Origin of the sequence: Qipengyuania aurantiaca (assembly GCF_019711375.1) — a bacterium.
Taxonomy (GTDB): Bacteria; Pseudomonadota; Alphaproteobacteria; order Sphingomonadales; family Sphingomonadaceae; genus Qipengyuania; species Qipengyuania aurantiaca.
Genome location: NZ_CP081295.1, coordinates 1,977,514 through 2,003,350, shown reverse-complemented (window position 1 = coordinate 2,003,350; position 25,837 = coordinate 1,977,514). Strand labels below are relative to the sequence as shown.

Sequence of the window (25,837 nt, the reverse complement as noted above, 5' to 3'; positions counted from 1 at the left end):
TAACACAAGCCAAACGCTTCGCTTTCGTGTAGGGGCGGCGCAAGCATGGTCGTGTGGATGCCGCGAGGCGGCGCGCGCGACCCTCTCGCCGCGACCCCAAGCGGCCTCACACATGCCCCTTTTTCCCAGCCCTGCGGCCTCTTGCCGCGGCGCTTTTGTATTGCGAGCCACGATGTCTTTCGAAACCCTGCCGCCGGTCATCGGCGAAGCCCTTGCCGCACGCGGTTATACCGACCTTACCCCAGTCCAGTCCGCCGTGATCGAAAACGAGGCGCGCGGGCGCGATCTCGTCGTGTCGGCGCAGACCGGCTCGGGCAAGACGGTCGCCTTCGGTCTCGCTCTTGCCGATGCGCTGCTGGCCGAAACCGCCAATCTGGCGCTTGTCGACAAGCCGCTGGCGCTGGTCATCGCGCCGACGCGTGAACTCGCCCTTCAGGTCAGCCGCGAGCTTGGCTGGCTTTATGCGGGCACCGGCCTGCGCATCGCGACCTGTGTCGGCGGGATGGATGCGAGCAAGGAACGCCGCGCGCTGCGGGCTGGCCCTGCCATCGTCGTCGGCACGCCGGGCCGCCTGCGCGATCACCTCGAACGCGGCGCGCTGGACCTGTCGGGCCTGGTCGGCGTTGTGCTCGACGAGGCGGACGAGATGCTCGACATGGGTTTCCGCGAGGATCTGGAAGAAATCCTCGACGCGACGCCCGAGGGCCGCCGCACGCTGTTGTTCTCCGCCACCATGCCGCGCCCGATCGAGCGGCTGGCCGAGCGTTACCAGACCAATTCGCTGCGCCTGAGCCTCGTCGGCCAGGACCGCGGCCATGGCGATATCAGCTACCAGGCGATCACCGTATCGCCCTCCGAGATCGAGAACGCGGTGGTGAACCTGCTGCGCTATCACGAGGCAGAGACGGCGATCCTGTTCTGCGCCACGCGCGATAACGTGCGCCGTTTCCACGCGACCCTTCAGGAGCGCGGCTTCGGCGTTGTGGCGCTGTCGGGCGAGCATTCGCAGTCCGAGCGCAACCAGGCGCTGCAGGCCCTGCGCGATCGCCGCGCGCGAGTCTGCGTCGCCACCGATGTCGCCGCGCGCGGGATCGACCTGCCGACGCTTAGCCTCGTCATCCATGTGGAAATCCCGCGCGATGCCGAGACGCTCCAGCACCGCTCGGGCCGCACGGGTCGTGCGGGCAAGAAGGGCACGGCGGCGATCATCGTGCCCTACAACCGTCGCCGCCGGGTCGAAGGCATGCTGCGCGGCGCGAAGATCGAAGCGGAGTGGATGGACGCGCCCACGCCCGAGATGATCCACAAGCAGGATCGTTCGCGCCTCTTGGAAATCCTCACCGCCGAGACCGAGTTCGAAGACCACGACCGCGAGCTGGCCCAGGAAGTCATGGCGAAACTCTCGCCCGAAGACATCGCCGCCTCGCTGGTGCGCGCGCATCGCGCCAAAATGCCGACGCCCGAAGAGCTGATCCCCAACACGCCCGAAGCGCGCGACAAGGCCAAGGCCGACCGCATCCGGCCGGGCTTCGAGGACGTCGTCTGGTTCAAGATCGGCGTCGGCCGCCGCCAGAACGCCGAAGCGCGCTGGATCCTCCCGCTGCTCTGCCGCCGCGGCCACATTACCCGCAACGAAATCGGCGCCATCCGCATCGGCCAGTTCGAAACCTGGTTCCAGGTGCCGACAGCGGTCGCCCCGAAGTTCGCCGAAGCGGTCGCCCGCACCGCCTCCTCCGAAGACGAGCAAGACGCGATCCTGATCGAGGAAGCGCCCGAAGGTCCGCGCATCGAAGCGCGCCAGAACCGCAAGGACTTCGGCGGCGGCTCGCGCTCCGGGAACGGCCCGCGCGTGCGCCCCAAGCCCTTCGGCAAGGGTCCGCGCAAAGGCCCGCATGGCGGCCCCGATGGCCCCGGCGGAAAAAAGCCCGGCAAGCCTTTCAAGAAAGGCCCCAAGCCTGCCGGCGCGAAGTTCGCGGGCAAGAAGTTCGCCGGTAAGGGCAAACCGCGCGGGAAACGCGACCTCTAGCGGAAAGCCGCCTTTGGAAAATACCTAAAGGCTTGATCTTGCCGCTTTTATCGGCACACTCCCTCTGTTCGAGGTTGGAACCGCGCCACATCACGATGCGCTCGGCGGCCTCGACGCAGGAGGAGAGGTTGCTATGGCGAGGCCTGACAAGGGCAGCGATGTTTCGCTGCTGTCGAACGACACCCTGAGCTTTTCGAATGTTTACGTGCTGGGCGACAGCCTGGTGGATTCCGGCAATGTGCTGGGGTTGCTGGACTGGTACAATCTCGACGGCTGGCTGCTGCCGGAAGGCGCGCCAGTTCCGGAAGACGGCTATTTCGAAGGGCGTTTCACCAACGGCTATACCTATGCCGACCTGATCGCGAACCGCTATGTGGGTGCGCCGACCGAGGCGGTGTTCCCCTATGGCTATGACGATGTCCTCTTCGGCTGGCCTGTGGCCCCTTTTGCCCGCGACCCTATCGGCAATAGCCTCAACTTCGCCTATGGCGGCGCGCAGGTGTTCCGTGACGGGTCTTTCCTGCCCGGTATCGACGGTCAGACCGACGCTTTGCGCGACGCGGTCGATGGGCGCTTTGGCGCGCAGGATCTCGCCATCATCTCGATCGGCGGCAACGATGTGCGCGAGCTGGCGCCGGCCAGCGGTACCGTGACCGGCCGCGATCTTGCCATGCTCGATATCCAGCGTTCGGTTGCAGAACTGCTCAGCGAAATGAGCCAGCTTGCAAGCGACGGGCTGAAGACGATCATGCTGACCGGCATGCCCGATGTCGGCCTGATCCCCGAATACGATGCCAACCGCGATGGCCGATTGGACAGCGGGGAACAGTTCCGCGCCGAATTGGCCAGCGAATATTCCGCCTATTTCGACTTCCTCGTCCGCACCGAAGTCATCCCCCAGCTGGAAGCGCTTGGCGTAACCGTCCATTACACGCCGCTGCTCGACATCACCGATGCCAACGGGAATGTGATCGAGGAAGGTGCCCTTTCGCTCGTGTTGCCGACGATTGCCGCCCTGAACGGGATCACCGTCGAACAGATCGAGGCCGACCCGCTGGCCTATGCCGACCTCATCTATTTCGATCCGATCCATCCCACCGCGCAGGTGCATGCGCTGGTCGGCTCCTACATGCATGCCCGCATGGAAGGCACCGAATGGATCGAGATCATGCCAATGGACGAAAGCGCGCTCCTGCGCAGCTTCACCGGCGTCATCGATTTCGCCGGAGAAACCGACAGCTTCGGCATCCGGCTGCAGAAGGGCGAGACCTATACCATCGAGGTACTGGGCATGAGCACGCTCGGGACCGACGGTAGTCTTGCCGACCCCTGGCTGCAGCTGGCGGACAAGTCGGGTAACGCCGTCACGCAAGGCTTCACCTTGACTTCAGGCAACGACAGCGGCCTGGGCTTCGACGCGAGCTTCACCTTTACCGCCAACGCATCGGGCCGATTCACGATCACCGTTGGCGCAGAAGGCAGCCTGACCGGGAGCTATGTCGTGCAGGTCGGGACCGCACAGGTCTCCGCCACCCTCGCCGCCCAATCCGCTCCGGAAACCTCGCTCGATATCGCAAGCGCCTTCGAGCTTTCCGAACCCGCCATGGCGGAGCCTGTTTACGCCGATCACGGGGCCAAGGCCTGGGGCGCCATCGATCCGATGGACATCTATATCTACTAAGCGATGCGGGGGCGGCCTTGCCGGTCGCCCCCGAACTTACCCGCCCGCGTGGTAGAAATCGTAGATCTGCTGGGCCACACCAGCGCTGATGCCGGGCGCGCGTTTGAGGTCGTCGAGCGCGGCGGCGCGGACCTTTCCGGCCGTTCCGAAGTGTAGCAGCAGCGCGCGTTTCCGCGCCGGACCGATGCCGGGGATTTCGTCCAGCGGCGAGGCGGTGATGGCGCGGCTGCGCTTTGCGCGGTGGGCGCCGATGGCGTAGCGGTGGACCTCGTCGCGCAAGGTCTGGAGGTAGAAGAGGAGCTGCGAATTGACCGGCAGCGTCTTTTCCCGCCCGTCGGGAAAGTGGAACACCTCGCGCCCCTCGCGCCCGTGATACGGCCCCTTGGCGATCCCGATGACAGGAACCTGCTCGGCAATGCCGAGGTCCTCCAGCACCGCCATCACCGATGACACCTGCCCCTTGCCGCCGTCGATCAGCAGCAGGTCGGGCCAGATCGCCTCGTGACCCTTGCCGCTCGAAGCCGCTTCGCTGTCGCGCTCGGTTTCGGCAAGCTTGCGGAAGCGGCGGGACATGACCTCGCGCATCATGCCGAAGTCGTCGTTTGTCTGCGCGCTCTTGATGTTGAACTTGCGGTACTGGCCCTTCTCGAAACCCTCGGGACTGGCGACCACCATGGCGCCCAGCGCCTTGTCGCCCTGGATATGGCTGTTGTCATAGATCTCGATACGCTGGGGCGGTTCCTCCAGTTCGAGGAAGTCGGCCAGTTCGCGCAGGCGCTGGGCCTTGGTCCCGCTCTCGGCCAGCCGCCGTTCGAGCGATTCCACCGCGTTGCGCTGGGCTTGGCTCATCAGCTTGCGCCGGTCGCCGCGCTGCGGGATCGAGATGGCGACCGCGTGGCCGGCCTTTTCCGCCAACGCCTCGGCTATCAATTCCTGTTCGGCAAGTTCGCGGTCGACGAGGATTGTCCGCGGTGGCGGCACTTCCTCGTAGAATTGCAGGAGGACGTCCGACAGCACCTCATCATGCTCGAGATCGCCTGTGTTCTTGGGGAAGAAGGCCTTGTGCCCCCAGTTCTGCCCGCCGCGGATGAAGAAGGCCTGCACGCCGATCTGCCCGCCCTTCGCGGCCAGCGCGAAGACATCCGCATCGCCTACGCCGCTGGCGTTGATTGCCTGGCTTCCCTGGATGAAGGTCGCCGCGCGCAGCCGGTCGCGCAGGATCGCGGCGGTCTCGAAATCGAGGTCCTCAGCGGCCTTGGCCATCTGCTTTTCGATATTGGCCTGCACCGCGCTGGACTTGCCCGAGAGGAAGTCTTTCGCCTCGTTGACGAGGCTTTCGTACCCCGCCTCGTCGATCCGGCCTACGCAGGGCGCGCTGCAGCGCTTGATCTGGTAGAGCAGGCAGGGCCGGTCGCGGTTGTTGAAGAAGCTATCGGTGCAGGACCTCAGCAGGAAAAGTTTCTGCAGCGCGTTCAGCGTCTTGTTGACCGATCCCGCGCTGGCGAAGGGGCCGTAGTAATTGCCCTTGGCCCGCCGCGCGCCGCGATGCTTCTGGATACGCGGGAAGGCATGGTCGGCGCGCAGGAGGATGAACGGGAAGCTCTTGTCGTCGCGCAGCAGCACGTTGAACGGCGGCCTGTAGCGCTTGATCAGCTGCGCCTCGAGGAGCAGCGCCTCGGCTTCCGAGTTCGTCACCACGATTTCCATCGCGCGGCACTGGCTGACCATGCGCTGGAGCCGGTTGGAAAGCCCCTTCACCTGCGTGTAATTCGCTACCCGCGCTTTCAGGCTGCGCGCCTTGCCGACATAAAGCACGTCGCCGCGCGTATCGAGCATGCGATAGACGCCGGGGCGCGGCTTCAAGGTCTTTACTGTCTCGCGGATGGCGGCGATGCCCGTCTCCAGGTCGGGCTGCGCGCTGGCCACGGTCTTGGTGGCGCGCTCCTCGTGGAAACGCTCCTTGCCTCTCGGATCGTGGGGGGAACCTGCCTTGCTGCGCGACATGCGGGTGGAGATAGTGCGGAGAGCCGTCTTGTGCAAAGCGATGTTTGCCGCCATCCCCTGCCGTCATGGACGGACAGGTACAGGCACCCCCGCGCACGGTCGGCTTCTGGGGCACGGCGCTCTTCCCGGTGAACGGCATGATCGGGGCCGGCATTTTCGCCATGCCCGCGATCCTCGTGGCGGCGGTGGGCGATTTCGCGCCCTGGCTGATCCTTGCCGGCGGACTGCTGTTCGCGCCGCTGATCCTCGTCTTCGCGTGGTTGGCCGCGCGGTTCGAGCATTCGGGTGGTCCGGTCCTTTATGGCGAGGCGGCGTTCGGGCGCTTCGTCGGCTACCAGGCGGGCTGGATGCGCTACATGAGCGCGATCGTGACCGTGGCGGCGAACACGCATGTCATGGTCGCCTATCTCGCGGCCCTTTTTCCGGTCCTCGATCCCGATTACATGCGCGCGGGCGCGGTTGCGACGATCATCGCCATCCTCACCGCGATCAACCTCTTCGGCATGCGCAAATCGGTCGGCGCGCTGGGGGTGATGACGGTGCTGAAGCTCGCCCCGCTGGCGCTGCTGCTCGGCTCCGCGCTGCTTGCGGGCACGAACGATGTCGGCTTCGTTGTGCCGCAGTTCAGCCAGGTCGAGACGGTGGTGCTGCTGCTCTATTACGCCTTCATGGGCTTCGAGACGGTGACGCTTCCCGCAGGCGAGATGCGCCAGCCGCGCCGCGACGTGCCGCTTGCGCTGCTGACCACTCTGGCGGCGGTGACGCTGCTCTACATGGCAATCATCTGGGCCTATCTCGCCATCGGCCCCGGCACGGGCGGCGAGGACAACGCGCTGGCGGGTGCAGCCGAAGTGACCATGGGCCGCTTTGGTGCCGTGGCCATCGTCTTCGCCGCGGCTTTCAGCATTGCGGGCAACAATTTCCAGGGCGGCGTGACCCTCCCCCGCATGACCTACGGCATGGCCGAGCGTGGCATGCTGCCTGCCTGGTTCGAGAAGGTCAGCCCGCGCTGGCAGACGCCCTCCAACTCGATCCTGTTCTACGGCGGCGCGGCCATCGCTTTCGGTTTCTGGGAAGGCTTCGAGGCACTCGCGCTGGCCGGAACGTTGACGCGGCTCTTCACCTATCTCGTCAGCGCCGCGGCGCTGCCCGTGCTGGAAAAGCGCGATGGCGAGGTGAACGTCACGCACTCCGTGGTGGCCCTGCTCGCCTTCGTCAGCACAGCCTGGGTGGCGAGCCATGCGGACATCCAGTCCTGGCTCACTTTCGGCGGGCTCTTTGCCGGCGGCACGCTGCTCTATTTCCTCGCCGCACGGCAGGCGCCGGACTACGCGCTCGACGAGGCATAGATGGCCGACAACTATGACGCGATAATCCTCGGCGCGGGTGCGGCCGGGCTGATGTGCGCCGCGCGCGCGGGCCAGCGCGGACGCCGGGTGCTGGTGCTCGAGAAGGCAGAGAAGCCGGGCAAGAAGATCCTGATTTCCGGCGGCGGGCGCTGCAATTTCACCAATATCGGCGCTGGCCCGGCCAACTATCTGTCGGGCAATCCCCATTTCGCCAAGTCGGCGCTCGCCCGCTACACCCCGCGCGATTTCCTCGAACTGGTCGAGAGCTATGGCATCGCCTGGCACGAGAAGACGCTGGGCCAGCTGTTTTGCGACGGGTCCTCGAAGCAGATCGTCGAGATGCTGCTGGAGGAGTGTGCAAAAGGCGACGTCGAGATCCGATGCAACGCCGAGGTCAGCGCGGTCGAGCATGCGGACGGGCGCTTTGCCGTCATGGCGAGCGGGCAAGTGGCTACGGCGCCCAGCCTCGTCATTGCAACCGGCGGCCCCTCCATCCCCAAGATGGGCGCGACCGGCTTCGCCTACGATCTTGCGCGCCAGTTCGGCCTCAAGGTGGTCGAGCCGCGACCCGCCCTCGTCCCGCTTACTCTTGGCGGCGAGGAAGTGCTTTTCCGCGAGATTTCGGGCGTGTCCGCACCGGTTGTCGCCAGCGCTGGCAAGACCAGCTTCCCCGAGGCCGCGCTCTTTACCCACCGCGGCCTCTCGGGCCCCTCGATCCTGCAGATCTCCTCCTACTGGAAGCCGGGCGAGGCGATCGCCATCGACTTCCTGCCGGGCTCGACCGGCGACTGGCTGCTCGACGCCAAGCGCGACAATCCGCGCGCCACTATGCGCTCGATCCTGCGCGATGCCCTGCCCGACCGGCTGGCCGACATCCTTGCCGAAAAGCTCGGCGTGGAAACCGAGCTCGGCAATGCCAGCGACAAGGCGCTGCGCCGCGCGCAGGAGCAATTGAGGCGCTGGAGCTTCCGCCCCTCGGGCACCGAAGGCTTCGCCAAGGCCGAGGTCACGGTCGGCGGCATTGCGACCACCGAGCTGTCCTCAAAGACCATGGAAGCGAAGAAACTCCCCGGCCTCTACGCCATCGGCGAGGCGGTCGACGTGACCGGCTGGCTGGGCGGATACAACTTCCAATGGGCCTGGGCGAGCGGCGTTGCGGCGGGCGAGGCGCTCTAAGCCCCTGTAACCGCTACGGCACGCGCTGACCGGCGCGGCAAGTTGACCGGAATGGCGGCTCTGCTAGCCTCCTCGCCTTCGTGCACTCGCAATAGCGGGGCGCTTGCAGGAGAGCCTGATGCAGCAATTGCAAGGCATGGATGCCAGCTTCGTTGCGCTGGAAACGCGCAATTCGCCGATGCACATCGGTTCGATCCTGATCTACAATCCCGAAACCGCGCCCGGCGGCTTCGTGCGGTTCAAGGATATCCTGTCCTTCATTGAAAGCCGGTTGCAGCTCTCCACCACCATGCGCCAGCGGCTGGTGCGCGTGCCCTTCGACCTCGACTATCCCTACTGGATCGAGGACCCCGATTTCGATCTCGAATACCATGTCCGCCACGTGGCGCTGCCCAAGCCCGGCGACTGGCGGCAGCTCTGTATCCAGGCCGCGCGGGTCTTTGCCCGCCCGCTCGACCTGTCGCGTCCGCCGTGGGAGATCACCGTCGTGGAAGGACTGGACGGGGTCGAGGGCGTGGCCACGGGCAGCTACGCCTACATCACCAAGGTCCACCACGCCGCAATCGACGGCATGAGCGGGATCGACCTGATGGAGGCGACCCACACGCTGCGCCCCGACCAGCCTCCGCCCGACACGCCCGATACGTGGAAACCGGAGAAGCTGCCCAACCCGGTCGAACTGCTCGGCCGCAGCTACATGAACGCGATCACCAATCCGCTCAAACAGCTGGAAGTGGCGGCCAAGGCCGCGCCGGGGCTCGCCAACGCGCTCAAGGGGCTGGCGGCAAAGGAGTTCGACGTCTCGACCGAGATGATCGCGCCCAAGACGCGCTTCAACCGCAAGATTTCGCCGCACCGCGTGGTTGAGGGGATCAGCGTGCCGCTGGCCGATATCAAGGCGATCCGGACGGCAGCCGAAGGGGCCAAGGTCAACGATGTCTTCCTCGCCATCATCGGCGGAGCCATGCGGCGTTATCTCGAGGATAAGGGCGAGCTGCCCAAGAAGACGCTGACGGCCATGGCCCCGATTTCGGTCCGAGCGAAGGACGAGAAGAACGCCATGGGCAACCAGGTGGCGGCCATGATCGCCCCGCTCGGCACGCATATCGCGGACCCGGTGGAGCGGCTGGAGTGGGTCCACAATCGCACCAAGAACTCCAAGGCGATGACCGACGCGCTGGGTGCGCGCAACATGACCGAGATGAGCAAGGCCAGCCCCGCTCTGTTCATGGCGCTGGGGGCACAGCTCTACACCCGCCTCAGCCTTGCCAATCGCGGCGTCGGGCCGATATTCGCCACCGTCGTCACCAATGTGCCCGGCCCGCCGATCCCGATCTATTCGGCCGGTGCGCGGATGGAGAGCATGCTGGGGCTGCTGTGCCTGACCGACGGCCTCGGCCTCGGCCATGTGGTGCAAAGCTATACCGACGAGGCCACCATCGCCTTCACCGCCGATCGCGAGATGATGCCCGATCCGGAATTCTATCGCGAATGCATGGAGTTGAGCTTCGAGGAGTTGCGCGACGCGGCAAAACTTGCGGATAAGATAGCTCCGGCTACCAAAAAGAAACCATCTTCGCCTACAAAGCGAAAGACCAAGCCCGCCGCTCAGAAGCGGGCCGCTCCAACCAGAAAATCGCCCGCAAAGGCCGCTCCGAAGAAGGCCGGCGCGAAGAACGTCACAGCGGGCACGAAAAAGGTCGCCAGCGGTAAGAAGGCTGCCCCGACAGGGAAAGGAAGATCCACGACATGACGGCACTTGCCCCCGCGACAAGCCCGGCCCGACCGCCCAGCCGCTTGCTGACGCTCGCCGAACCCGGCCGCGCTTTCGGCGAACTCGCCAGCTTCTATGCGCTGCGCCCCCTGCTGGGCCAGCTTCCGCGCGGCGACGGACATGGTGTGCTCGTGCTGCCCGGCTTCATGGCGTCGGATTATTCGACCGGCCCCTTGCGCCGCCTGCTCGCCGATCTCGGCTATGACGCAGTGGGCTGGAAGCTGGGTCGCAACGTCAAGGTCGACAACGCCCGGATCGAGGCGATGATGGCCTGCGTGGAGGAATTGCACGATCGCACCGGCCGCCCGATCAGCATCGTCGGCTGGAGCCTTGGCGGTGTGTTCGCGCGCGAACTGGCCAAGATGGCGCCCGAGAAGGTCCGCCTCGTGATCAGCCTCGGCTCGCCGATCAGCGACGATCGCGGCCACACCAACGCCGCCCGCCTGTTCGAATTGCTCAACGGCAAGGAACCCGAACCGCTGCGCGACGGCGGCTTCCAGGGCCTTGGCGATGCCCCGCCCGTCCCCACCACCTCGATCCTCACCCGGACCGACGGCGTGGTGCACTGGCGCGGCTCGGTACAGTGCGGCGATCGCGAGGATTGCGAGAATATCGAAGTGGTGGCCAGCCATTGCGGGCTCGGCGTCAACCCGGCGGTCGTCTATGCCGTCGCCGACCGGCTGGCACAGGAAGAAGGCGCGTGGAAACCCTTCCGCGCGCAAGGGCTCGCCAGCCTGTTCTTCCCGCGCCGCGCGCTGAACTGACGGCCTAGAACGCCTTTCGTATATCGATGCCGAGGTAGCGTCCGGTCGGATCGATCCGCAGCGGATCGTAGGCGGCCGGCACTTCGCCCGTCTCGTCGGTAATGCGGCGGCGCGCGTCGAACACGTTGTCGATCAAGAAGGCGAGCCGCAGGTCCTTCATCCAGCCGTCCTCCGTCTCGAAAACCTCGCCGAGATTGGCGAAGAGGCGGATGTCGAAGGTGGCGAGATCATCGAAAAAGAGATCGCTCGAGCCGGGGAAATCGCCCCCGCGCACCACGGCGTCGCCCACATAATTGCCGGACAGGCGCAGCCCGTAACCTTCCCAAAAGATGCCGCCTTCCAGCCGCGCGGAGTGGCGCGGGATCGCCCCGCTGCCCAGCACGAAGCCGTTGAGCTGGTCGAACAGCGGTCCGGTCTGTGAAAGCAGCACCTCGTTTTCCAGCGTGATATTGTGGTTGAGGCTGAGGAAATAGCGCGGCCGCGTATCCTGCGAATTGCCGCCGCCGAACATGCGCATCATGCCGCCCCGCCCGCGCCGCTGGCCCTGCTCGCCTTCCTGTGCGCCGCCTTGTGCGCTGCACATGCGTTCGCGCAAGGCCGCCAGTTTCGCGGGATCGATTTCGCCATCCTCGCCCTTCAAGCGGGCGAGCATCTGTTCGGGCAAGCCGTCGAGCTTGGGCGGATCGGCGCAGATCGCCGCGCGCATGGCGGCAAAGCGCTCGCCGCGCTGCTCGGCTTCCGCGCCGCAGAACCGCTGGCGGGCCGCCGCGATCTTTTCCGGATCGGGATTGCCGTTTTCGTCGAGCAGACGCGTGCGGAACTGTTCGGGGATCTGCGACAAATCGGGCGTCTCGCCCTCGGGCACCTTGCAGAAGGCCACGCGGATGGCCTCCATGCGGGCCGGATCGAAGCCGCCTCCGCCTGAGCCACCACCTGGACCGCCACGGCGCGCGGCATCCTCACCCCCACCCTGCGGCGGACCACCGCGACGCTCACTGCGCTCGGGCTCTTTGCCGATCTGCCCGCGCACGTTGAAACCGAAGGAGAGGATCCGGCTGCGGGTCTCGTAAAGCGTCAGCGGACGGCGATCGATGGCGAGCAGATCGCCCGCTGCATCGCGTGTCACCCGGTCGGGGAAAGCTTCCTCGAAGGCCGAGCTGAACGCCGGTGTCGAGGTCACGTCGCGCGAGCGGTTGATGCCGTAATCGACGTTGAGACGCGCGTCGTCCCAGAACGGCAAGCCCCAGTTCGCGCCGAATTTCCAGTCGGCCTGTGTCTCGGCGGCAAGGTTCGGGTTGCCGCCCGTGACCAGCGTTGCGAGCACCGTGTCGCCGGTGCGGTAATCGAAGACGGTTGCGTTCAACTCCTCGATCAGCGGGCTGCCGAGATTGGTCAGCGAAGGCGCAACCTCGCGCCATATCCGCGTCGCGCTGAGATTGAGGTTGTCGAAGGGCGACCAGTTCGCACCCAGGCTCCAGTTGGCGAGCGTCCCGAAGTCCGAAAGGTCCTCCACCCCGCCGGTCGCCACCAGTGTCACGTCGCCGATTGCGCCCAGCGGGCCGCCGCGGCGCGCAATCGGGGCTGCCACAGTCAGGCCTGCGTTGAGGCGGCGGCGCGTCAGGCCGAAGTCCTCGTCGGCGCGCGTGTCCTCGCTTTCGATGCGCTTCCAGTCGAAGCCGAGGTCGAGTGTGGTGCTGAGTTCGCCGGCGGGGAGCTGGAGCGGGAAGCCGTTCAAGGTCGCCTTGTTGACCGTGGTGTAAGTGCGGCTGCGCGCCGTATCGAAGCCGCTCGCGTCGTTGCGGTCGATCTCGGTCTGCGAATTGGCGTAAGTGTTGTCGCTGGTGAAGGTCGCGTTCCACGCGCCGAAAGGCTGGTTCACCGTCAGGCCTGCGGAATAGCTGTCGCTTTCGCCACGCCGCTCCAGCACGGTCACGCCATCGGTGGCGAGGCCGGAAAGGCTCAAGCTCTCGCCGTAATTGACCGTGCCGTTGAGACTGAAGGACGTGCCGCTCTCGATGACCGCACGCGCGTAATTGGCTTCCAGCTGCACGGCCATCGTGTCCGAGACGAGGCTGCGAAACTGAGCCTGGTCCTCCGCGCCGGGCGTGGTCAGACCGCGCTCCGCCTCGGTCAGCAGGCTGCGATCCTCGACATCGAGATTGAGGTTCAGCCGCCCCTTCTCGCCAATCCGCAGCCAGGTCAGTTCCTGCTCGTTGCGCGAATAGCCGCCGTCTTCGGGCTGTTCGTATTCGACCTCCGCCGTAAGGGCCTGAAAATTGGGCTTGAGGACGATGTTCACCACCCGCTGATCGGGCGAATAGCCGAAGCGCTGGGCGACTTCCTCGGGAAAAACCTCGACCTTGGCGACGCTTTCGGGTGGGTAGCTGCGGAATTCGCGCCAGCTCGACACACGGATGCCGTTGATGAGGAAAACCGGACGTCCGCCCCCGCGTCCGCCGCGCGCGCCGCTATCGGTGGCAGGGGCAATCGCGGCGATCACATCGGCGATGGAATTGGCGCCGAAGGCCGCGATGTCGGCCTCGTCATATTCGGCGAGCGGCGGCTGGTCGATGACGAGCTGGCCCTTGAGCCGGGTGCCATAGACGACGATATCGCCGTCCTCGTCCATTTCGGCTGCCGCTTCGGGTCCGCCCTCATCGGCCGGTTCGTCCTGCGCACTTGCGACAGGCACCTGCCACACCCATATGGCGGTAAGCGCCAAAAGCGCGGACTTGCGGGACATTTTCATCAAGCTTCAGGTCTTTCGATCGTAAGGTCGTCAGGCCCCCTCGCCTCGGTTCTTCGCGAAAGCACGGTCTTCCGCAAGGAATTGCGTGTATCGGTTCGTCGCGGAAGGTGGCTTGCTTGTTGGGGAATGCCAGACTCTTCCCTTTTATCCCGCCTGCCGCTATGGGCGCGCGACATCACTCGACCAACTGCATGACTTAAGGACACGAATGGCCAAAGAAGAACTTCTCGAAATGCGCGGGCGCGTTGTGGAACTGCTGCCCAACGCCATGTTCCGCGTCGAGCTCGAGAACGGCCACGAAGTGCTCGGCCACACGGCGGGCAAGATGCGCAAGAACCGCATCCGCGTGCTTGTGGGCGACGAGGTCCTGTGCGAGCTGACGCCCTACGATCTGACCAAGGCGCGCATCACCTACCGCTTCATGCCCGGTCGCGGTGGACCCGGCCAGGGCCCCGGTCCGCAGTAAGACCCGGTGGGCAAGCCCACTCTCATCCTCGCATCCGCCAGCCCGCGCCGCCGCGAACTTATCGCGCGGCTCGGCTTGACGCCGGACGCCATCGCCCCTGCCGACATCGACGAAACGCCCCATAAGGGCGAGCTTCCGCGCGACTATGCCAAACGCATGGCGCGCGAGAAGGCCGATGCGGCCGCCAGCGTAGAGGGCTTCGTGCTGGCGGGTGATACGGTTGTGGCCGCCGGTCGCCGCATCCTGCCCAAGGCCGAGGACGAGGCAACCGCGCGCCAGTGTCTTGAACTTTTGTCCGGCCGCCGCCACCGCGTGCTCTCGGCCATTGCCCTGCGCGCGCCCGACGGCACAATGCGCGAGCGGCTGAGCGAAACCGTGGTCCTCTTCAAACGGCTGAGCGCAGAAGAGATCGACGCCTATATCGCCAGCGGCGAATGGGACGGGAAAGCGGGCGGCTACGCCATCCAGGGTCTTGCCGAAGGTCTCGTCACACGCATCCAGGGCAGCCATTCGGGCGTCGTCGGCCTGCCGCTGTACGAAACGCGCGCGCTGCTGAAGGCGGCGGGGTTCCCAATTGCCTGAATGGCTGGTCGAGGAGGGCGTGGGCGAGACCCGCGCGATCCTGCTCGACGGTGACACGGTGCTGGCCGCGAAATGCCGCTGGCCGGGCGAGCTTTACGCGGGACAAGCGATTGCCGCGAAACTGAGCGCCAAGCGTGGCACGCGGGGCTCGGCAACCACACCGGAAGGCCGCGAGGTGCTGGTCGACAAGCTTCCGCGCGATGCAAGCGAGGGCGCCACAATCGACTTCGTCGTCACCCGCGCCGCCATGACCGAGCGAGGGCGCTACAAGCTGCCTGCCGCGCGGCCCGCCGCGGCCGTGACGACGGGTGAAGACGTTTTCGAAAGCGGGAAGCGCGTCCGCCGTTTTCCTGCCGGGACATGGGAAGAAGTCTGGCACGCTGCCAGTTCGGGCGAGATCGCCTTCGACGGCGGTTCGCTGCTCTTTGCGGTCACTCCGGCCATGACCCTTGTCGATATCGACGGCGCTCTCGACCCGCGCACGCTGGCACTCGCCGCTGTCGGGCCGCTGGCTGAAGCCTTGCGGCAGTTCGATCTGGGCGGTTCCATCGGGGTCGACTTCCCGACCCTCGAAACCAAGGCCGACCGCAAGGTCGTGGACACGGCGCTGGAAGAGGCGCTGGCGGGCTGGCCGCACGAGCGCACCGCGATGAACGGCTTCGGCTTCGTCCAGATCGTCGCGCGGCTGGAAGCCCCCTCGCTGCTCCACCGGTTCGCTACCTCGCGCACCGGTATGGCAGTGCGCATGGCGCTGCGGCGGGCAGAGATGGTCGAAGGGGCCGGGGTGACCCTGCTTACGGTGCATCCCGCGCTCAAGGCGAAGCTCAAACCCGACTGGATCACGGAGGTCCAGCGCCGGACGGGCCGCCCCTTGCAGATAGAGACCGATCCCGCCCTTGCCATCGAAGCCGCCACTGCCCAGATCGTGAGCCATGAGTAAGCCCTGCCCGATCTGCAAGAAGCCGCGCACCGAAAAGCACGCTCCCTTCTGTTCCGACCGCTGCCGCGACCGCGATCTCGCGCAATGGTTCGGCGATGGCTACGCCGTGCCGGGCCGGCCTGCCCTGCCCGAAGAAATCGCCGCCGAAGTGGTCAAGCCACAGGACGATTGAATTAGGCCCTTGCCAAGCGCGCGCGGCTTCGCCATAGGCGCGCACTCCAACCGCTGGCGAGCCCCACGAGAGGCCGCAGCGACGGTAAGCCCGGGTAGCTCAGTTGGTAGAGCATGCGACTGAAAATCGCAGTGTCGGCGGTTCGAATCCGTCCCCGGGCACCACTTCTCCCGATCACTTATCTCCCAGCGATTCGATAAGCGCGCAGACCTCGTCCAGCGCGGCGAAGTCTTTCGGCCTGCTGAGGCGATAGACGGGGCATTGCGCAACGATCTGCGCCGCCAGACCGCCCTGCTGCCCCCACGCGCCCAGCGCATCGAGCATTTCGGGCCGATACATCGTCTCGCGCATTGCGGTCTCAAGCGCTTCCGCGCCGTTCAGTCGTGTGAGATCGAGGCTGTCCGATTCTTCGAGCGAGACGATGGCATGAAGATCCTGCGCCCCCTCCCCCGCCCGGTGCCTTGGCGCGGCGCAATGGAACTTGTCGTCGCGGAAATAGTCGCGTTGCAGCACCGCCTCCTGCCAGCCGAACCGCTCGATAGCCTCGCGCCAAAGCTTGATTCGCGCCGAGGAAGGATAAATCCGTGCTTTCTCTTCCCCCGGTTCGATGCGGCTGAGGTCGTCCGCCACCAGCCGCGCCCCGCGCGCACAGAGAGCTGCGGCCATGGTGCTCTTTCCGGCGCCCGCATCGCCGCACAACAGGACGGTCCGTCCGCTCACCTCTACCGCGCTGCCGTGCCACATTGCGTGCCCGCGCTGGTAGCCGAGCGCGCCCCAGGCGCTGCCCAACGTAAAGAGCCGCAGCTCGGGCAAATCCGCCGTCAGCCCCGGGTGAAGCCGGATCGTGTGGCCGCCCTCGACTTGCCAGCCGCCGATCCCCTCGATGGCGAAACGCAAGCTCTCTCCCACGGCGACGCTGCCGTCGCTAGGACAATCGGGGCACGGCTCGTCGGACAGCACAATGCGCACATCTGGACTGCCTCCAGCGCTCGCAAACGCCGCCCATTCCGGCAGTTCGATCTGCGAGGCCACCTGCAAGCCCGAATGGCGATAGTTGAACGATCCTTGCATGACCCTGCCATTGCTGCCCAAGCCGCCATCCACAGGCAAGCTTTGCCTTGGCGCGTCTCCACGCTATCGCGCTCATTATGCACGAAGAAACCGCCAGCGCGCTCTCCGCCTTCGACATCGCTGCCCTGCTCGTGGTGGCCTCCGCCCTTTTGGGCTGGTTCAACCATCACTTCGTCAAGCTGCCCCATGTCATCGGGCTGACCGTGATGGGCGCGGTGGCGGCGATCGGCCTGATGGCGGTCGATGCGATCATTCCGGGCATTACGCTCGACAATTGGGTCGCCGACACGCTGGAGCAGATGAACTTCACCGAGACGCTGCTGCAGGGGATGCTGAGCTTCCTGCTGTTTGCTGGCGCGCTCCATGTCGATCTCGACCGGCTGAAGGTGGCGTGGCTTCCGGTCCTGCTGCTGTCGACGGTCGGGGTGATGATTTCGACCGTCCTGGTTGGCCTTGCCATGTGGGGTGTGGGTTCGCTGATCGGCCTTAGCTTCGCACCGATCTGGTATTTCGTCTTCGGCGCGCTGATCGCTCCGACCGACCCGGTGTCCGTCCTCGGCGTGCTCAAGGAAGAGAACGTGCCCAAGTCCCTGCAAAGTGCGGTGGCGGGAGAAAGCCTGTTCAACGACGGCGTTGGCATCGTCGTCTTCATCATCCTGCTGGGCGCAGCGGTGAGCGGGAGCGAATTCTCCTTCCTTGAAGGCGCGGAGCTGTTCGCCATCGAGGCGGGTGGCGGCATCCTCGTCGGCCTTGTCGCCGGGTACTTGGGCTATCGCGCGCTCGCCGGGATGGACGAATACACGCTGGAGGTGCTGATTACGCTGGCGGTCGTCATGGGCGGCTATGCGCTATGCAGCCAGCTGCATATTTCCGGCCCGCTGGCGATGGCAGTGGCCGGTCTCCTGATCGGCAATCACGGCGTAACCTACGCGATGAGCGATGTGACGCGGGATTACCTGCTGAAATTCTGGGAATTGCTGGACGAGCTCCTGAACTCGGTCCTGTTCCTGCTTATCGGCCTCGAGATGATCGTGCTGACCGTGGGCGGCGATGTGCTGCTGTTCGGCCTGCTCGCCATCCCGCTCTCGCTCGTGGCGCGCGCGGTTGGCATTTTCGTCTCGACCAAGACAATTCCGGCCGCGCGCCTGCAAGACACGGGCGCGGGCCGCGTGCTGTGGTGGGGCGGCCTTCGCGGCGGCATCTCCATCGCGCTGGCGCTCTCGCTGCCCGCCGGGGAAACGCGCGACTACATCCTCGCCGCGACCTTTGCCGCCGTGCTCTTCAGCGTCCTCGTCCAGCGCGCCACGCTTGGCCGCCTGATTGACAAGCTGAAGCGCGACCACGCACCTGCGGTCGAGGAAAGCGCCGAAACCGTGCACTGAGCGGGAGAGGCCGCAGCCCCTCCCGCCCGCATTTGCATCAGAAGCCGCCGTTGTCGCACAGCACGTCGGTCAGAACGACCTCGCATTTGGTCGGGAACATGGCGGGCCCGGTAAGGTCGAAAGCGATGCGATTGTCCTCGGCATCGTAGACCACGTCGCTGACCGAAATCGCGATCTCCTCGGGCCCGCTGCGTTCACGTTCGCGCACCGTCGCCGTGCCGGTGAACTCGGTCGCATCGCCCTCCAAAATCGGGACGCGCAGCGAAAGGTCGAACAGCGCGTCTTCTTCCGGCCCGACCGACACGATTGCGCGGCCGAGCACCCGCAGTACATGGCTCCCCTCGCCGCCGGGACGCCGCGTGAGGAAGCGTTCGAAGCGCGCCGTGCCGCCCGCGATCAGGCTTTCGCCCGCGCCGGTCAACTGGTGGTTGTCGCCCGCCAGCCGCGCCACGTGCTTGCCCTCGCAGCCCAGGAAGGTGTTGCGCGCCACCCGGCGCAGCATGTCCGCATCGCGCGCCATGTCCACCTCGTCGAGCCGGTAGCCGAGGAAACGGTTGCGGATGGTCGTCCACGGATCGCCCTGCCATTCGGCGGGAATGTCGAGGAAATAGGTCGGGGCCGATACCGCCAGCGTCGCTTCGTCCGACGCGCGATAAACGCCGACGTTCTCGATCGTGTTGGCCCGGCAACGCTCCATCCTGAGAAAGTGGACGGGTCCGACGGCCCTGGCATTCTGGCCGGTCTTCGTATGAAATGTCAGCAAGTGGCCGCCACGCATATTGTCGCACCAGATGCCGGTTTCGAGCGCGGTATCGTCGAAACAGTACATGCGGTTGGGCAGGCCGCCCTCGAAATGAAAGTTGATGCGGTTGCGCACGCAATGCATCGCTCCTTCGACACCGGCGCTGGTGTAGAAGCCGACATCGCCCTCGCTCGCGGTGCAGCTGGGCGAAAACTCGGTGTCCGCCCCCGTGACGTGATAGCCATAGGCGTAGGGGCCGAAGGCGCGCGTCTTGCGCAGATCGCCCTCGAAGCCTTCGATATGGAAGGACTTGTAGCCGCCCACCACTTCGGCATTCCAGATGCGGTTGTGGAAGATCTTCTCGGTCGCGTTGCGCGTGCGCAGGCCGGAGACCCGCGTGCCGGTGTCGGTGACCGGATCGTAGACCCCGGTGGGGATGCGCAGCCATACCCCGTCGATGGAGGTGCGGTTCTTGACCAACTCGATGATGCCTTCATCCGCCATGAAGCTGTTGGTCGTCAGCGCCACAAGAGCCATGCTGAAGGGCGACAGGCCGTTACCGAAAGTAAGCCGGTCGCTGTCGATCACGATCTGCGCGCCCACGCCGAACTGGCCCTTCGTCCTAGCCGACACACGGCTCGCGCCACTGGCATTCGCAAAGGCGATGGCGGCGTTGATGGCGGGGGCGCTGTCAAAGCCTGCGCTGCCGTCAATCGTCGCCGCATCGGCGCCCAAGCCGCTTGCCCCGAATTGCTCGATGTAGAGCGTTGCGCCCATCAGGCGGTACCAGCCGTTGGCGCATTCGATCGTGCCCGGCCCGGCATCGGCAGGCGTTCCGGTGTAGGTTGCGGGGTCGATCAGGTAATAGCGCCCTTCCCCGCCATCGCCCTTGGCCGAAAAGCCAGCCGTTTCGATGATCTCGGACCCGGTGAAATCCTGCCCGATTGCGCCTGCGCGCGTTGCCACTGTCGTCATTAAGATGCTCCTTCGTTTCAACAGGAGCGGGCGAACTATTGAACGGCTTTTGCAGTAGGAAAGGACTTTCGATCCTACACGGCGCAGGGGGCAGGGAGAGGCGCGACAATTGCTTTCGCCATCACCTTCCGGTAAGCGCCAGCCGAACGCCCCGGACCGTGCGGATCTCTTTGCGATTCCACTCCCCGGGGCGCAGTTATTTTCGCGCGAAGGAATGCACCCATGGCACGTCGCCGCCAGATCTACGAAGGCAAGGCCAAGATCCTCTACGAAGGCCCCGAACCGGGCACGATCATCCAGTATTTCAAGGATGACGCCACCGCCTTCAACGCCGAGAAGAAGGGCACGATCAACGGCAAGGGCGTGATCAACAACCGCATCAGCGAGTATGTGTTCACCCGCCTTTCGCACATCGGCATCCCGACGCATTTCATCCGCCGCCTCAACATGCGTGAGCAGTTGGTCCGCCAGGTCGAGATCATTCCCCTCGAAGTGGTCGTGCGCAATGTCGCCGCCGGTTCGCTCTCCAAGCGCCTCGGCATCGAAGAAGGCGAGCTGCTGCCGCACACGCTGATCGAATACTGCCTCAAGGACGATGCGCTGGGCGACCCCAAGGTCTCGGAAGAAGAAATCGCCTGCTTCAACTGGTGCAGCCACGAGGAGATGCAGGACATGTCCTCCATGGCCATCCGCATCAACGATTTCCTGTGCGGCATGTTTGCAGCGATCGACATCCGCCTCGTCGACTTCAAGCTGGAATTCGGCCGCATCTGGGACGGCGATTACAGCCGCACCATCCTTGCCGACGAGATCAGCCCCGACGGCTGCCGCCTGTGGGACATCAACACCGGCGAGAAGCTCGACAAGGACCGTTTCCGCCGCGACATGGGCGGCGAGAGCGAAGCCTATCAGGAAGTCGCGCGCCGTCTCGGCCTGCTGCAGAACGAAGACAACGGCCCCGGCGAAGTGCTCGACATGGGCGCGCACCGCAGCCGCCTGCGCAACAAGATCACACCGCCCAAGAAGTAGGGCTTTAAGAAGTAGGGCTACCCGCCCTCGCCCTGCGGCGTTCGAAGCGTTCTGCCTTGTTCTTCAGGGTGAGGTCGCGCACCTCGTTCCAGAAGGCCTCCTGCTCCGCCATGGCGACGGGGCAGGCGGCTGTGCCATCGGCGACGACCCGCTCGACTTCGAGAAGCATGGCGCGGCCGACCGCATCCTCCGCAAAGAAGGCCTTCATGGTGCTTCGCTGCTCGTTCAACAGCGCGTATCGCACCTTATCGCCCAGATAAATGTCATTCGGGAGCGCGCTGTCGTTGAAGCGAAGGGGGCCTTCCCGGCCCTCCACAAAAGCCAGCAGGCGATGATCGCCCGTGCCGCTGATCCTGTAGTGCGGCGGCAAATTGTCATCGGGCACTCGGTCGTAGGCGTTTGCGCGAATGATCGTCATCGCGTGAGCAAGTTCTTCCCAGGAGAAACGCCGTAGGAGGCCGACGGCAACCGCCGCCCGCGCCTCGCCGAGGCATCCTCCGACCTCATCGCTCGCTTTCCTGCGCGTAAGACCGCGCACCAGCCGCCGCGGAATGAATTTCGCGTCCTTCGAATCTTCGAACACACCCCTTTCAAGAGCCATCGCCTCGAACCCCGCGATGCAACTGTAGCCCTGTGGATCGAGCACCGGAGGGCCATGGATCCCGCCACAGGAATCGCGGCTGGCGAAGGCAGCCACGAGCGGCGGCGTCAGGTTTTCCGCAAGGTCGCGTGCAAGACGTTCCGCATCGAGTTCGGCGGCGTCGGCGGCGTAACGGGCCAAAGCGGCACGCCGTTCGCGCATCTGCTGTTCCAGCCGGACCTTGTCATAGGCCTCGGCGAAGGCTTCGCGTTGCGCTTCCCACTCAGCGATATCGGCCGGGTCGGTCATGCCATCGGGCGCCGGGTATTCAAGCCGCACCTCCATGGGCAAATTCCAGACACACGCCCGTGCCTCCGCAGAAACACTGAGCAAACCTGCGGCAACAAGTCCTGCGATGAATGCGCGCCCCCTCATGGAGCGCAGCCTATCACACGACGTAGCGTAGGCTCAATCCGCTCGGCGCGATGGCGTAGGCGCAGTCGGGCATATGATCGCCGTCGACCTGGACGGGGGTGACACAGCGGTCGAACTCGACGCGCTTGCAGCTGCGCACCGTCGCCTTGGCGAACCGCTCGACCGGCAGCCCAAGCATGGCGGCGAAGCTCAGCGCCATGATCCTCAGCCGCGTGCCCTCGCCCACGGTGATGAGTTCGACGCTATCGGCGTGCAGCGCGGCCTCGGGGCTGAGCCGGAAAGGCCCGGCGTAAAGCGCCGCGTTGGAGACGATGACGGCCTCCGCCTCGCACGCGAAATCCTCGCCCGATGTCGTGATCCCTCTCACCTGCATTGGCGCGCGCGGCCATTCGCGCATCTGCTGCATCATCGCCACGACATAGGCGTAGCGCCCGATCCGTTTCTTGAGCTTTGCCGAAACACGCGCCACGGCGTGGCTGTCCGGCCCGATGGAAAGACAGGAAACGATCGGCATATCGCCGAGCCGGTAGAGCGGGGCCTCGACCCAGCTCTTGGCGCCGCGATCCCAGGCCTGTCGCAGGGCGCGGGCGAAGCGGGCCGGCTTGCGCGAATAGTCGAGTTCGCGCGCGACGAGGTTGATCGTACCCGAAGGGGCGACGCAAAGGGGAACGGCACCCGCATCCTCGCCAAGCGTGCGGACAACGTCGCGCAACGTCCCGTCGCCCCCGTGGACGCAAATGAGATCCGCTTTACCGGAAAGCTGCGCACCCTCGGCGGTGGTCGGCATCGGCGAGACCGCAAACCCTTCCGCTTCGAGCGCAGACACCAGCTTTTCGAGATGTGCCGGCGAAAAGCTGCCGGATACGGGGTTGTAGACGAGGTCCAGCGCAATCATGGTTCCGGCGTGTAACCTCCCATCGACCAAAGAGAAAACGCTATTCGTCGGTGGATGTCCGCCTTTTGCAGAGAGGACGGCGTCCAGCCCTTGCCCGGCAGGTCTCGACTCGTACGGTAATGATGGGACTGCCGCGATCCCCGCGGCAGGGAGGGACGCTCTATGACTTTTCGTAACTTCTCGCGCGCCATCGCCGCGCTGCCGCTTATCGCCCTGGCCGTGCCGGCCTCCGTCGCCGCGCAGGAACCGGTGCCTGCCGAAGTGGCGCAGGCGGGCGAAACCCCCTGGGGTATCCCTGTCTACGATATCCCGGCCGATGCCGACGTGCGCTTCGGCGTCCTGCCCAACGGCATGAAATACGCCATCGCGCGCAACGAGACGCCCGAGGACACCGCCGTCATCCGCTTCGGTTTCGACGTGGGCTGGATCGATGAACGCGACGAGGAGCTGGGCCTGGCCCACGTGATCGAGCACATGGCCTTCAACGGGTCTACCAATGTGCCCGAAGGCGAGATGATCAAGCTGCTCGAACGGCTGGGCCTCGCCTTTGGCGCCGATACCAACGCCTCCACAGGCTTCGAGGACACGATCTACAAGCTCGACCTCCCGCGCGTGGATGACGAGGTCGTCGACACGGCGCTCATGCTCATGCGCGAAACCGCGTCCGAACTGACGATTACCGACGGCGCGGTGGATCGCGAACGCGGGATCATCCAGTCCGAAACCCGCACGGGCAACAACTTCAGCATCCGCCGCTTCAAGGACTACTTCAAGTTCGTCGCCCCCGACACGCGCTACGCCGCGCGCTTCCGCGCCGATGGCACGGTCGAGAATATCGACGCGGCCCCCGGACAGGTCCTGCGCGAGCTCTACGCGCGCTATTATCGCCCCGACAACGCGACACTGGTCTTCGTTGGTGACATCGACGTGGACGCGATCGAGGCGAAAATCGTCGAAGGCTTCTCCAGCTGGCAGGCCCCGGCCACCCCGATAGAACGCGTCGAAAAAGGCGTCATCGACATCGCGCGCAGACCCGCGGCCGGCAATTTCGTCGATCCGGACGTGCCCTATCTCGTCACCATCGATCGCTTCGCGCCTTATACCGACACCGAAACCACCGTCGCCGAGCTGAAGACCCAGCTGCTCCGCAATCTGGGCACGGCGATGCTCAACCGCCGCCTCCAGAAGATCGCCAATAGCGAAGACGCCACGATCCTGGGCGGCAGCGCCTCGTCGAGCGACTTCTTCGACATCAACGCGCAAGCCGCCATCCAGCTGCAGGCCAAGGAAGGCGAATGGGAAGCGGCCCTGCAAACCGGCGAGCAGGAATGGCGCCGTGCGGTAACGCATGGTTTCACCACCGCCGAACTGGCCGAACAGCTTGCCAATTTCGAGAAAGGTCTCGGCGATGCGGCCCGTCAGGAAGGCACGCGCAGCAACCGTGCGCTGGCCGAGGGCATCCTTGCCTCTGCGCGCGCCGAACGCCTCTTCGTCAAGCCGAGCACCAGCTTCGCCCTGTTCGAGATGCTCAAGCCGCAGCTGACGCTCGACGCGGTGAACGCCGCCTTTGCGCGCCACTTTGCCCTGTCCGACCCGCTGATCCATGTTTCCACCAAGGAGCCGATCGAAAACGCGGAAGCGACCATCCTCGCCGCCTATGACGCCTCGGCCAGTGTCGCGGTCGCCGCTCCCGAAGATCGCGGGATCGTGGAGTTTGCCTATGACAGCTTCGGCGAGACCGGCAGTGTCGTGGCCGACGAAACCATCGAGGATCTCGGCATTCGCACCATCCGCTTTGCCAACAACGTGCGCCTCAACCTCAAGCCGACCGATTTCGAGGACGATCGGTTGCGCTATTCGATCCGCGTCGGATCGGGCCAGCTGGCCTTCCCGACCGAGAACATGGCCGAAGCGGTCTGGCTGGCGAATTTCAGCGGACAGGGCGGCGTTGGCAAGCACAGCTTTGACGAGCTGCGCCAGATTTTCGCAGGCCGGAGCCTTCGCTATGGCTTTGCAGTAGACAGCGACAAGTTCACCGTAACCGGCGCCAGCACCATGGCCGATATCGCCGACCAGATGCGCGTCTCCGCGGCCTATCTCACCGATACGGGGTTGCGCCCCGAAATGAAGAGCCGCTGGCTGGGCGTGGTGCCTCCCTTCCTCGCCCAGACGGATGCAACCCCACAGTCGGTTGCGCAGTTCGAGGCGGCCCGCATCGTGTCGGATGGAAACCGTCGCTTTGGCCTCCCTGAGGAAGCCGAACTCTTGGCGGTGGATGCGGATGTGGCGCGTTCGATTGTCGCCGACGAGTTCTCCAACGCCCCGATCGAAATCGCCGTCGTCGGTGAATTCGATGCCGACGCAGTGATTGCGGCCGTCGCTTCCACTTTCGGCGCCCTGCCGGAGCGCGAGACGGCCGTCGCACGCCATGACGAGCGCCGCGTGGCGAACTTCGCGACCGACCGCAGCGAACGTGTGCTCACCCACGCAGGGGCACCGGACCAGGCGCTGGCGCTCACTTATTGGGCGACGAACGACGACGACGATGCGCAGGAAGAAGCGACGATGGCGCTCCTTTCGCGCGTCATGCAATTGAAGGTGACCGACATCATCCGCGAGGAACTGGGTGCGTCCTATTCGCCCGGCGTCGGCTCTTCCATGTCCGACCTCTATGACGGCTACGGCACCTTCTCCACCTCGGTCATCGTCGAGCCTTCGCAGGCCGACCAAGTGTTTGGCGTGGTAGACGGCATCGTCGCCGATCTGCGAACCAACCCGGTCGATCAGGACACCCTCGACCGCGCGCTGAAGCCGCTGCTTGAACAGCTGACGCAACAGCGCAAGAACAACGGTTGGTGGCTGGGCGTGGCCGACGAGGCGCAGCTCGGAGCCGACCGGCTGGAGCGCGTGCGCACGGCAGAAGCCCGTTACAAGGCGGTGACGCCGGAAATGATGCAGGCTGCAGCCCAGCGCTATCTCGACCCGGCCGAGGCGCTGCGTATCCGGATCGTGCACGAGAGCCTCGTCGAAGGCGAATAGGCCTAA

19 protein-coding genes and 1 tRNA gene are annotated in these 25,837 nt (G+C 65.4%); 14 read left to right on the top strand and 6 right to left on the bottom strand.

The features are described 5' to 3' along the window. Positions 1-172: 172 nt before the first annotated feature. Positions 173-2,026, top strand: a complete 1,854-nt coding sequence (locus K3148_RS09660; RefSeq protein WP_221424604.1) for a DEAD/DEAH box helicase — start codon at positions 173-175, stop codon at positions 2,024-2,026. A gap of 133 nt (positions 2,027-2,159) precedes the next feature. Continuing rightward, entirely contained in the window at positions 2,160-3,707 is a 1,548-nt protein-coding gene (locus K3148_RS09655) for an SGNH/GDSL hydrolase family protein (RefSeq protein WP_221424603.1), read from the top strand. Positions 3,708-3,743: 36 nt separating this feature from the next. On the opposite strand, the gene uvrC is transcribed toward K3148_RS09655, so the two are convergent. Further along, positions 3,744-5,711 (bottom strand): excinuclease ABC subunit UvrC, encoded by a 1,968-nt coding sequence (uvrC, locus tag K3148_RS09650; protein ID WP_221424602.1) that lies wholly within the window; start codon positions 5,709-5,711, stop codon positions 3,744-3,746. A gap of 65 nt (positions 5,712-5,776) precedes the next feature. On the opposite strand from uvrC, the gene K3148_RS09645 reads away from it, so the two are divergent. The 4 genes from K3148_RS09645 to K3148_RS09630 all read left to right on the top strand — a co-directional run bounded on the left by K3148_RS09645 (position 5,777) and on the right by K3148_RS09630 (position 10,774). Continuing rightward, on the top strand, positions 5,777-7,060 hold the full coding sequence (locus tag K3148_RS09645; protein WP_221424601.1) for an APC family permease: 1,284 nt from the start codon (positions 5,777-5,779) through the stop codon (positions 7,058-7,060). Continuing rightward, positions 7,061-8,236 (top strand): BaiN/RdsA family NAD(P)/FAD-dependent oxidoreductase, encoded by a 1,176-nt coding sequence (locus K3148_RS09640; protein WP_221424600.1) that lies wholly within the window; start codon positions 7,061-7,063, stop codon positions 8,234-8,236. 118 nt (positions 8,237-8,354) lie between these two features. After that, positions 8,355-9,989, top strand: a complete 1,635-nt coding sequence (locus tag K3148_RS09635; RefSeq protein WP_221424599.1) for a WS/DGAT/MGAT family O-acyltransferase — start codon at positions 8,355-8,357, stop codon at positions 9,987-9,989. Beyond that, positions 9,986-10,774 (top strand): lipase family alpha/beta hydrolase, encoded by a 789-nt coding sequence (locus tag K3148_RS09630; RefSeq protein ID WP_221424598.1) that lies wholly within the window; start codon positions 9,986-9,988, stop codon positions 10,772-10,774. Before K3148_RS09635 ends, K3148_RS09630 begins: the two co-directional genes overlap by 4 nt. Positions 10,775-10,778: 4 nt before the next feature. Here the strand turns inward: K3148_RS09630 and K3148_RS09625 are convergent, their stop codons facing one another. Then, the gene (locus K3148_RS09625; protein WP_221424597.1) at positions 10,779-13,517 is read right to left on the bottom strand and encodes a TonB-dependent receptor; all 2,739 of its coding nucleotides are present in this window, start codon (positions 13,515-13,517) and stop codon (positions 10,779-10,781) included. A gap of 214 nt (positions 13,518-13,731) precedes the next feature. On the opposite strand from K3148_RS09625, the gene infA reads away from it, so the two are divergent. The 5 genes from infA (at position 13,732) to K3148_RS09600 (ending at position 15,847) form a co-directional block, all read left to right on the top strand. Beyond that, a complete protein-coding gene (infA, locus tag K3148_RS09620) occupies positions 13,732-13,989 on the top strand; it encodes a translation initiation factor IF-1 (protein ID WP_006833527.1) in 258 nt (85 codons plus the stop codon). A gap of 6 nt (positions 13,990-13,995) precedes the next feature. Continuing rightward, on the top strand, positions 13,996-14,571 hold the full coding sequence (locus K3148_RS09615; RefSeq protein WP_221424596.1) for a Maf family protein: 576 nt from the start codon (positions 13,996-13,998) through the stop codon (positions 14,569-14,571). Beyond that, complete coding sequence (locus K3148_RS09610; RefSeq protein WP_221424595.1) at positions 14,564-15,511, top strand: Rne/Rng family ribonuclease; 948 nt, start codon at positions 14,564-14,566, stop codon at positions 15,509-15,511. The genes K3148_RS09615 and K3148_RS09610 overlap by 8 nt, the downstream gene beginning before the upstream one ends. Continuing rightward, positions 15,504-15,683 (top strand): DNA gyrase inhibitor YacG, encoded by a 180-nt coding sequence (locus K3148_RS09605; protein WP_006833524.1) that lies wholly within the window; start codon positions 15,504-15,506, stop codon positions 15,681-15,683. The genes K3148_RS09610 and K3148_RS09605 overlap by 8 nt, the downstream gene beginning before the upstream one ends. A gap of 88 nt (positions 15,684-15,771) precedes the next feature. Further along, positions 15,772-15,847: transfer RNA gene (locus tag K3148_RS09600), tRNA-Phe, on the top strand. Between the two features lie 10 nt (positions 15,848-15,857). Here K3148_RS09600 and K3148_RS09595 read toward each other — a convergent pair. Then, positions 15,858-16,754, bottom strand: coding sequence for an HPr kinase/phosphorylase (locus K3148_RS09595; protein ID WP_221424594.1), 897 nt, complete (start codon positions 16,752-16,754; stop codon positions 15,858-15,860). A gap of 77 nt (positions 16,755-16,831) precedes the next feature. Here K3148_RS09595 and K3148_RS09590 point away from each other — a divergent pair, with 77 nt between their 5' ends. Continuing rightward, positions 16,832-18,136 carry a cation:proton antiporter gene (locus K3148_RS09590; protein WP_221424593.1) on the top strand — a complete coding sequence of 435 codons (1,305 nt, stop codon included), beginning with the start codon at positions 16,832-16,834 and terminating at the stop codon, positions 18,134-18,136. A gap of 37 nt (positions 18,137-18,173) precedes the next feature. On the opposite strand, the gene K3148_RS09585 is transcribed toward K3148_RS09590, so the two are convergent. Next, the gene (locus K3148_RS09585; protein WP_221424592.1) at positions 18,174-19,853 is read right to left on the bottom strand and encodes a hypothetical protein; all 1,680 of its coding nucleotides are present in this window, start codon (positions 19,851-19,853) and stop codon (positions 18,174-18,176) included. A 222-nt stretch (positions 19,854-20,075) separates the two neighbouring features. Here K3148_RS09585 and purC point away from each other — a divergent pair, with 222 nt between their 5' ends. Beyond that, a complete protein-coding gene (purC, locus tag K3148_RS09580) occupies positions 20,076-20,882 on the top strand; it encodes a phosphoribosylaminoimidazolesuccinocarboxamide synthase (RefSeq protein ID WP_221424591.1) in 807 nt (268 codons plus the stop codon). A gap of 4 nt (positions 20,883-20,886) precedes the next feature. On the opposite strand, the gene K3148_RS09575 is transcribed toward purC, so the two are convergent. Beyond that, complete coding sequence (locus K3148_RS09575) at positions 20,887-21,807, bottom strand: hypothetical protein (protein WP_221424590.1); 921 nt, start codon at positions 21,805-21,807, stop codon at positions 20,887-20,889. Between the two features lie 103 nt (positions 21,808-21,910). Then, the gene (locus tag K3148_RS09570) at positions 21,911-22,792 is read right to left on the bottom strand and encodes a diacylglycerol/lipid kinase family protein (protein WP_221424589.1); all 882 of its coding nucleotides are present in this window, start codon (positions 22,790-22,792) and stop codon (positions 21,911-21,913) included. Between the two features lie 162 nt (positions 22,793-22,954). Here K3148_RS09570 and K3148_RS09565 point away from each other — a divergent pair, with 162 nt between their 5' ends. Next, on the top strand, positions 22,955-25,831 hold the full coding sequence (locus K3148_RS09565; RefSeq protein WP_221424588.1) for a M16 family metallopeptidase: 2,877 nt from the start codon (positions 22,955-22,957) through the stop codon (positions 25,829-25,831). Positions 25,832-25,837 lie beyond the last annotated feature (6 nt).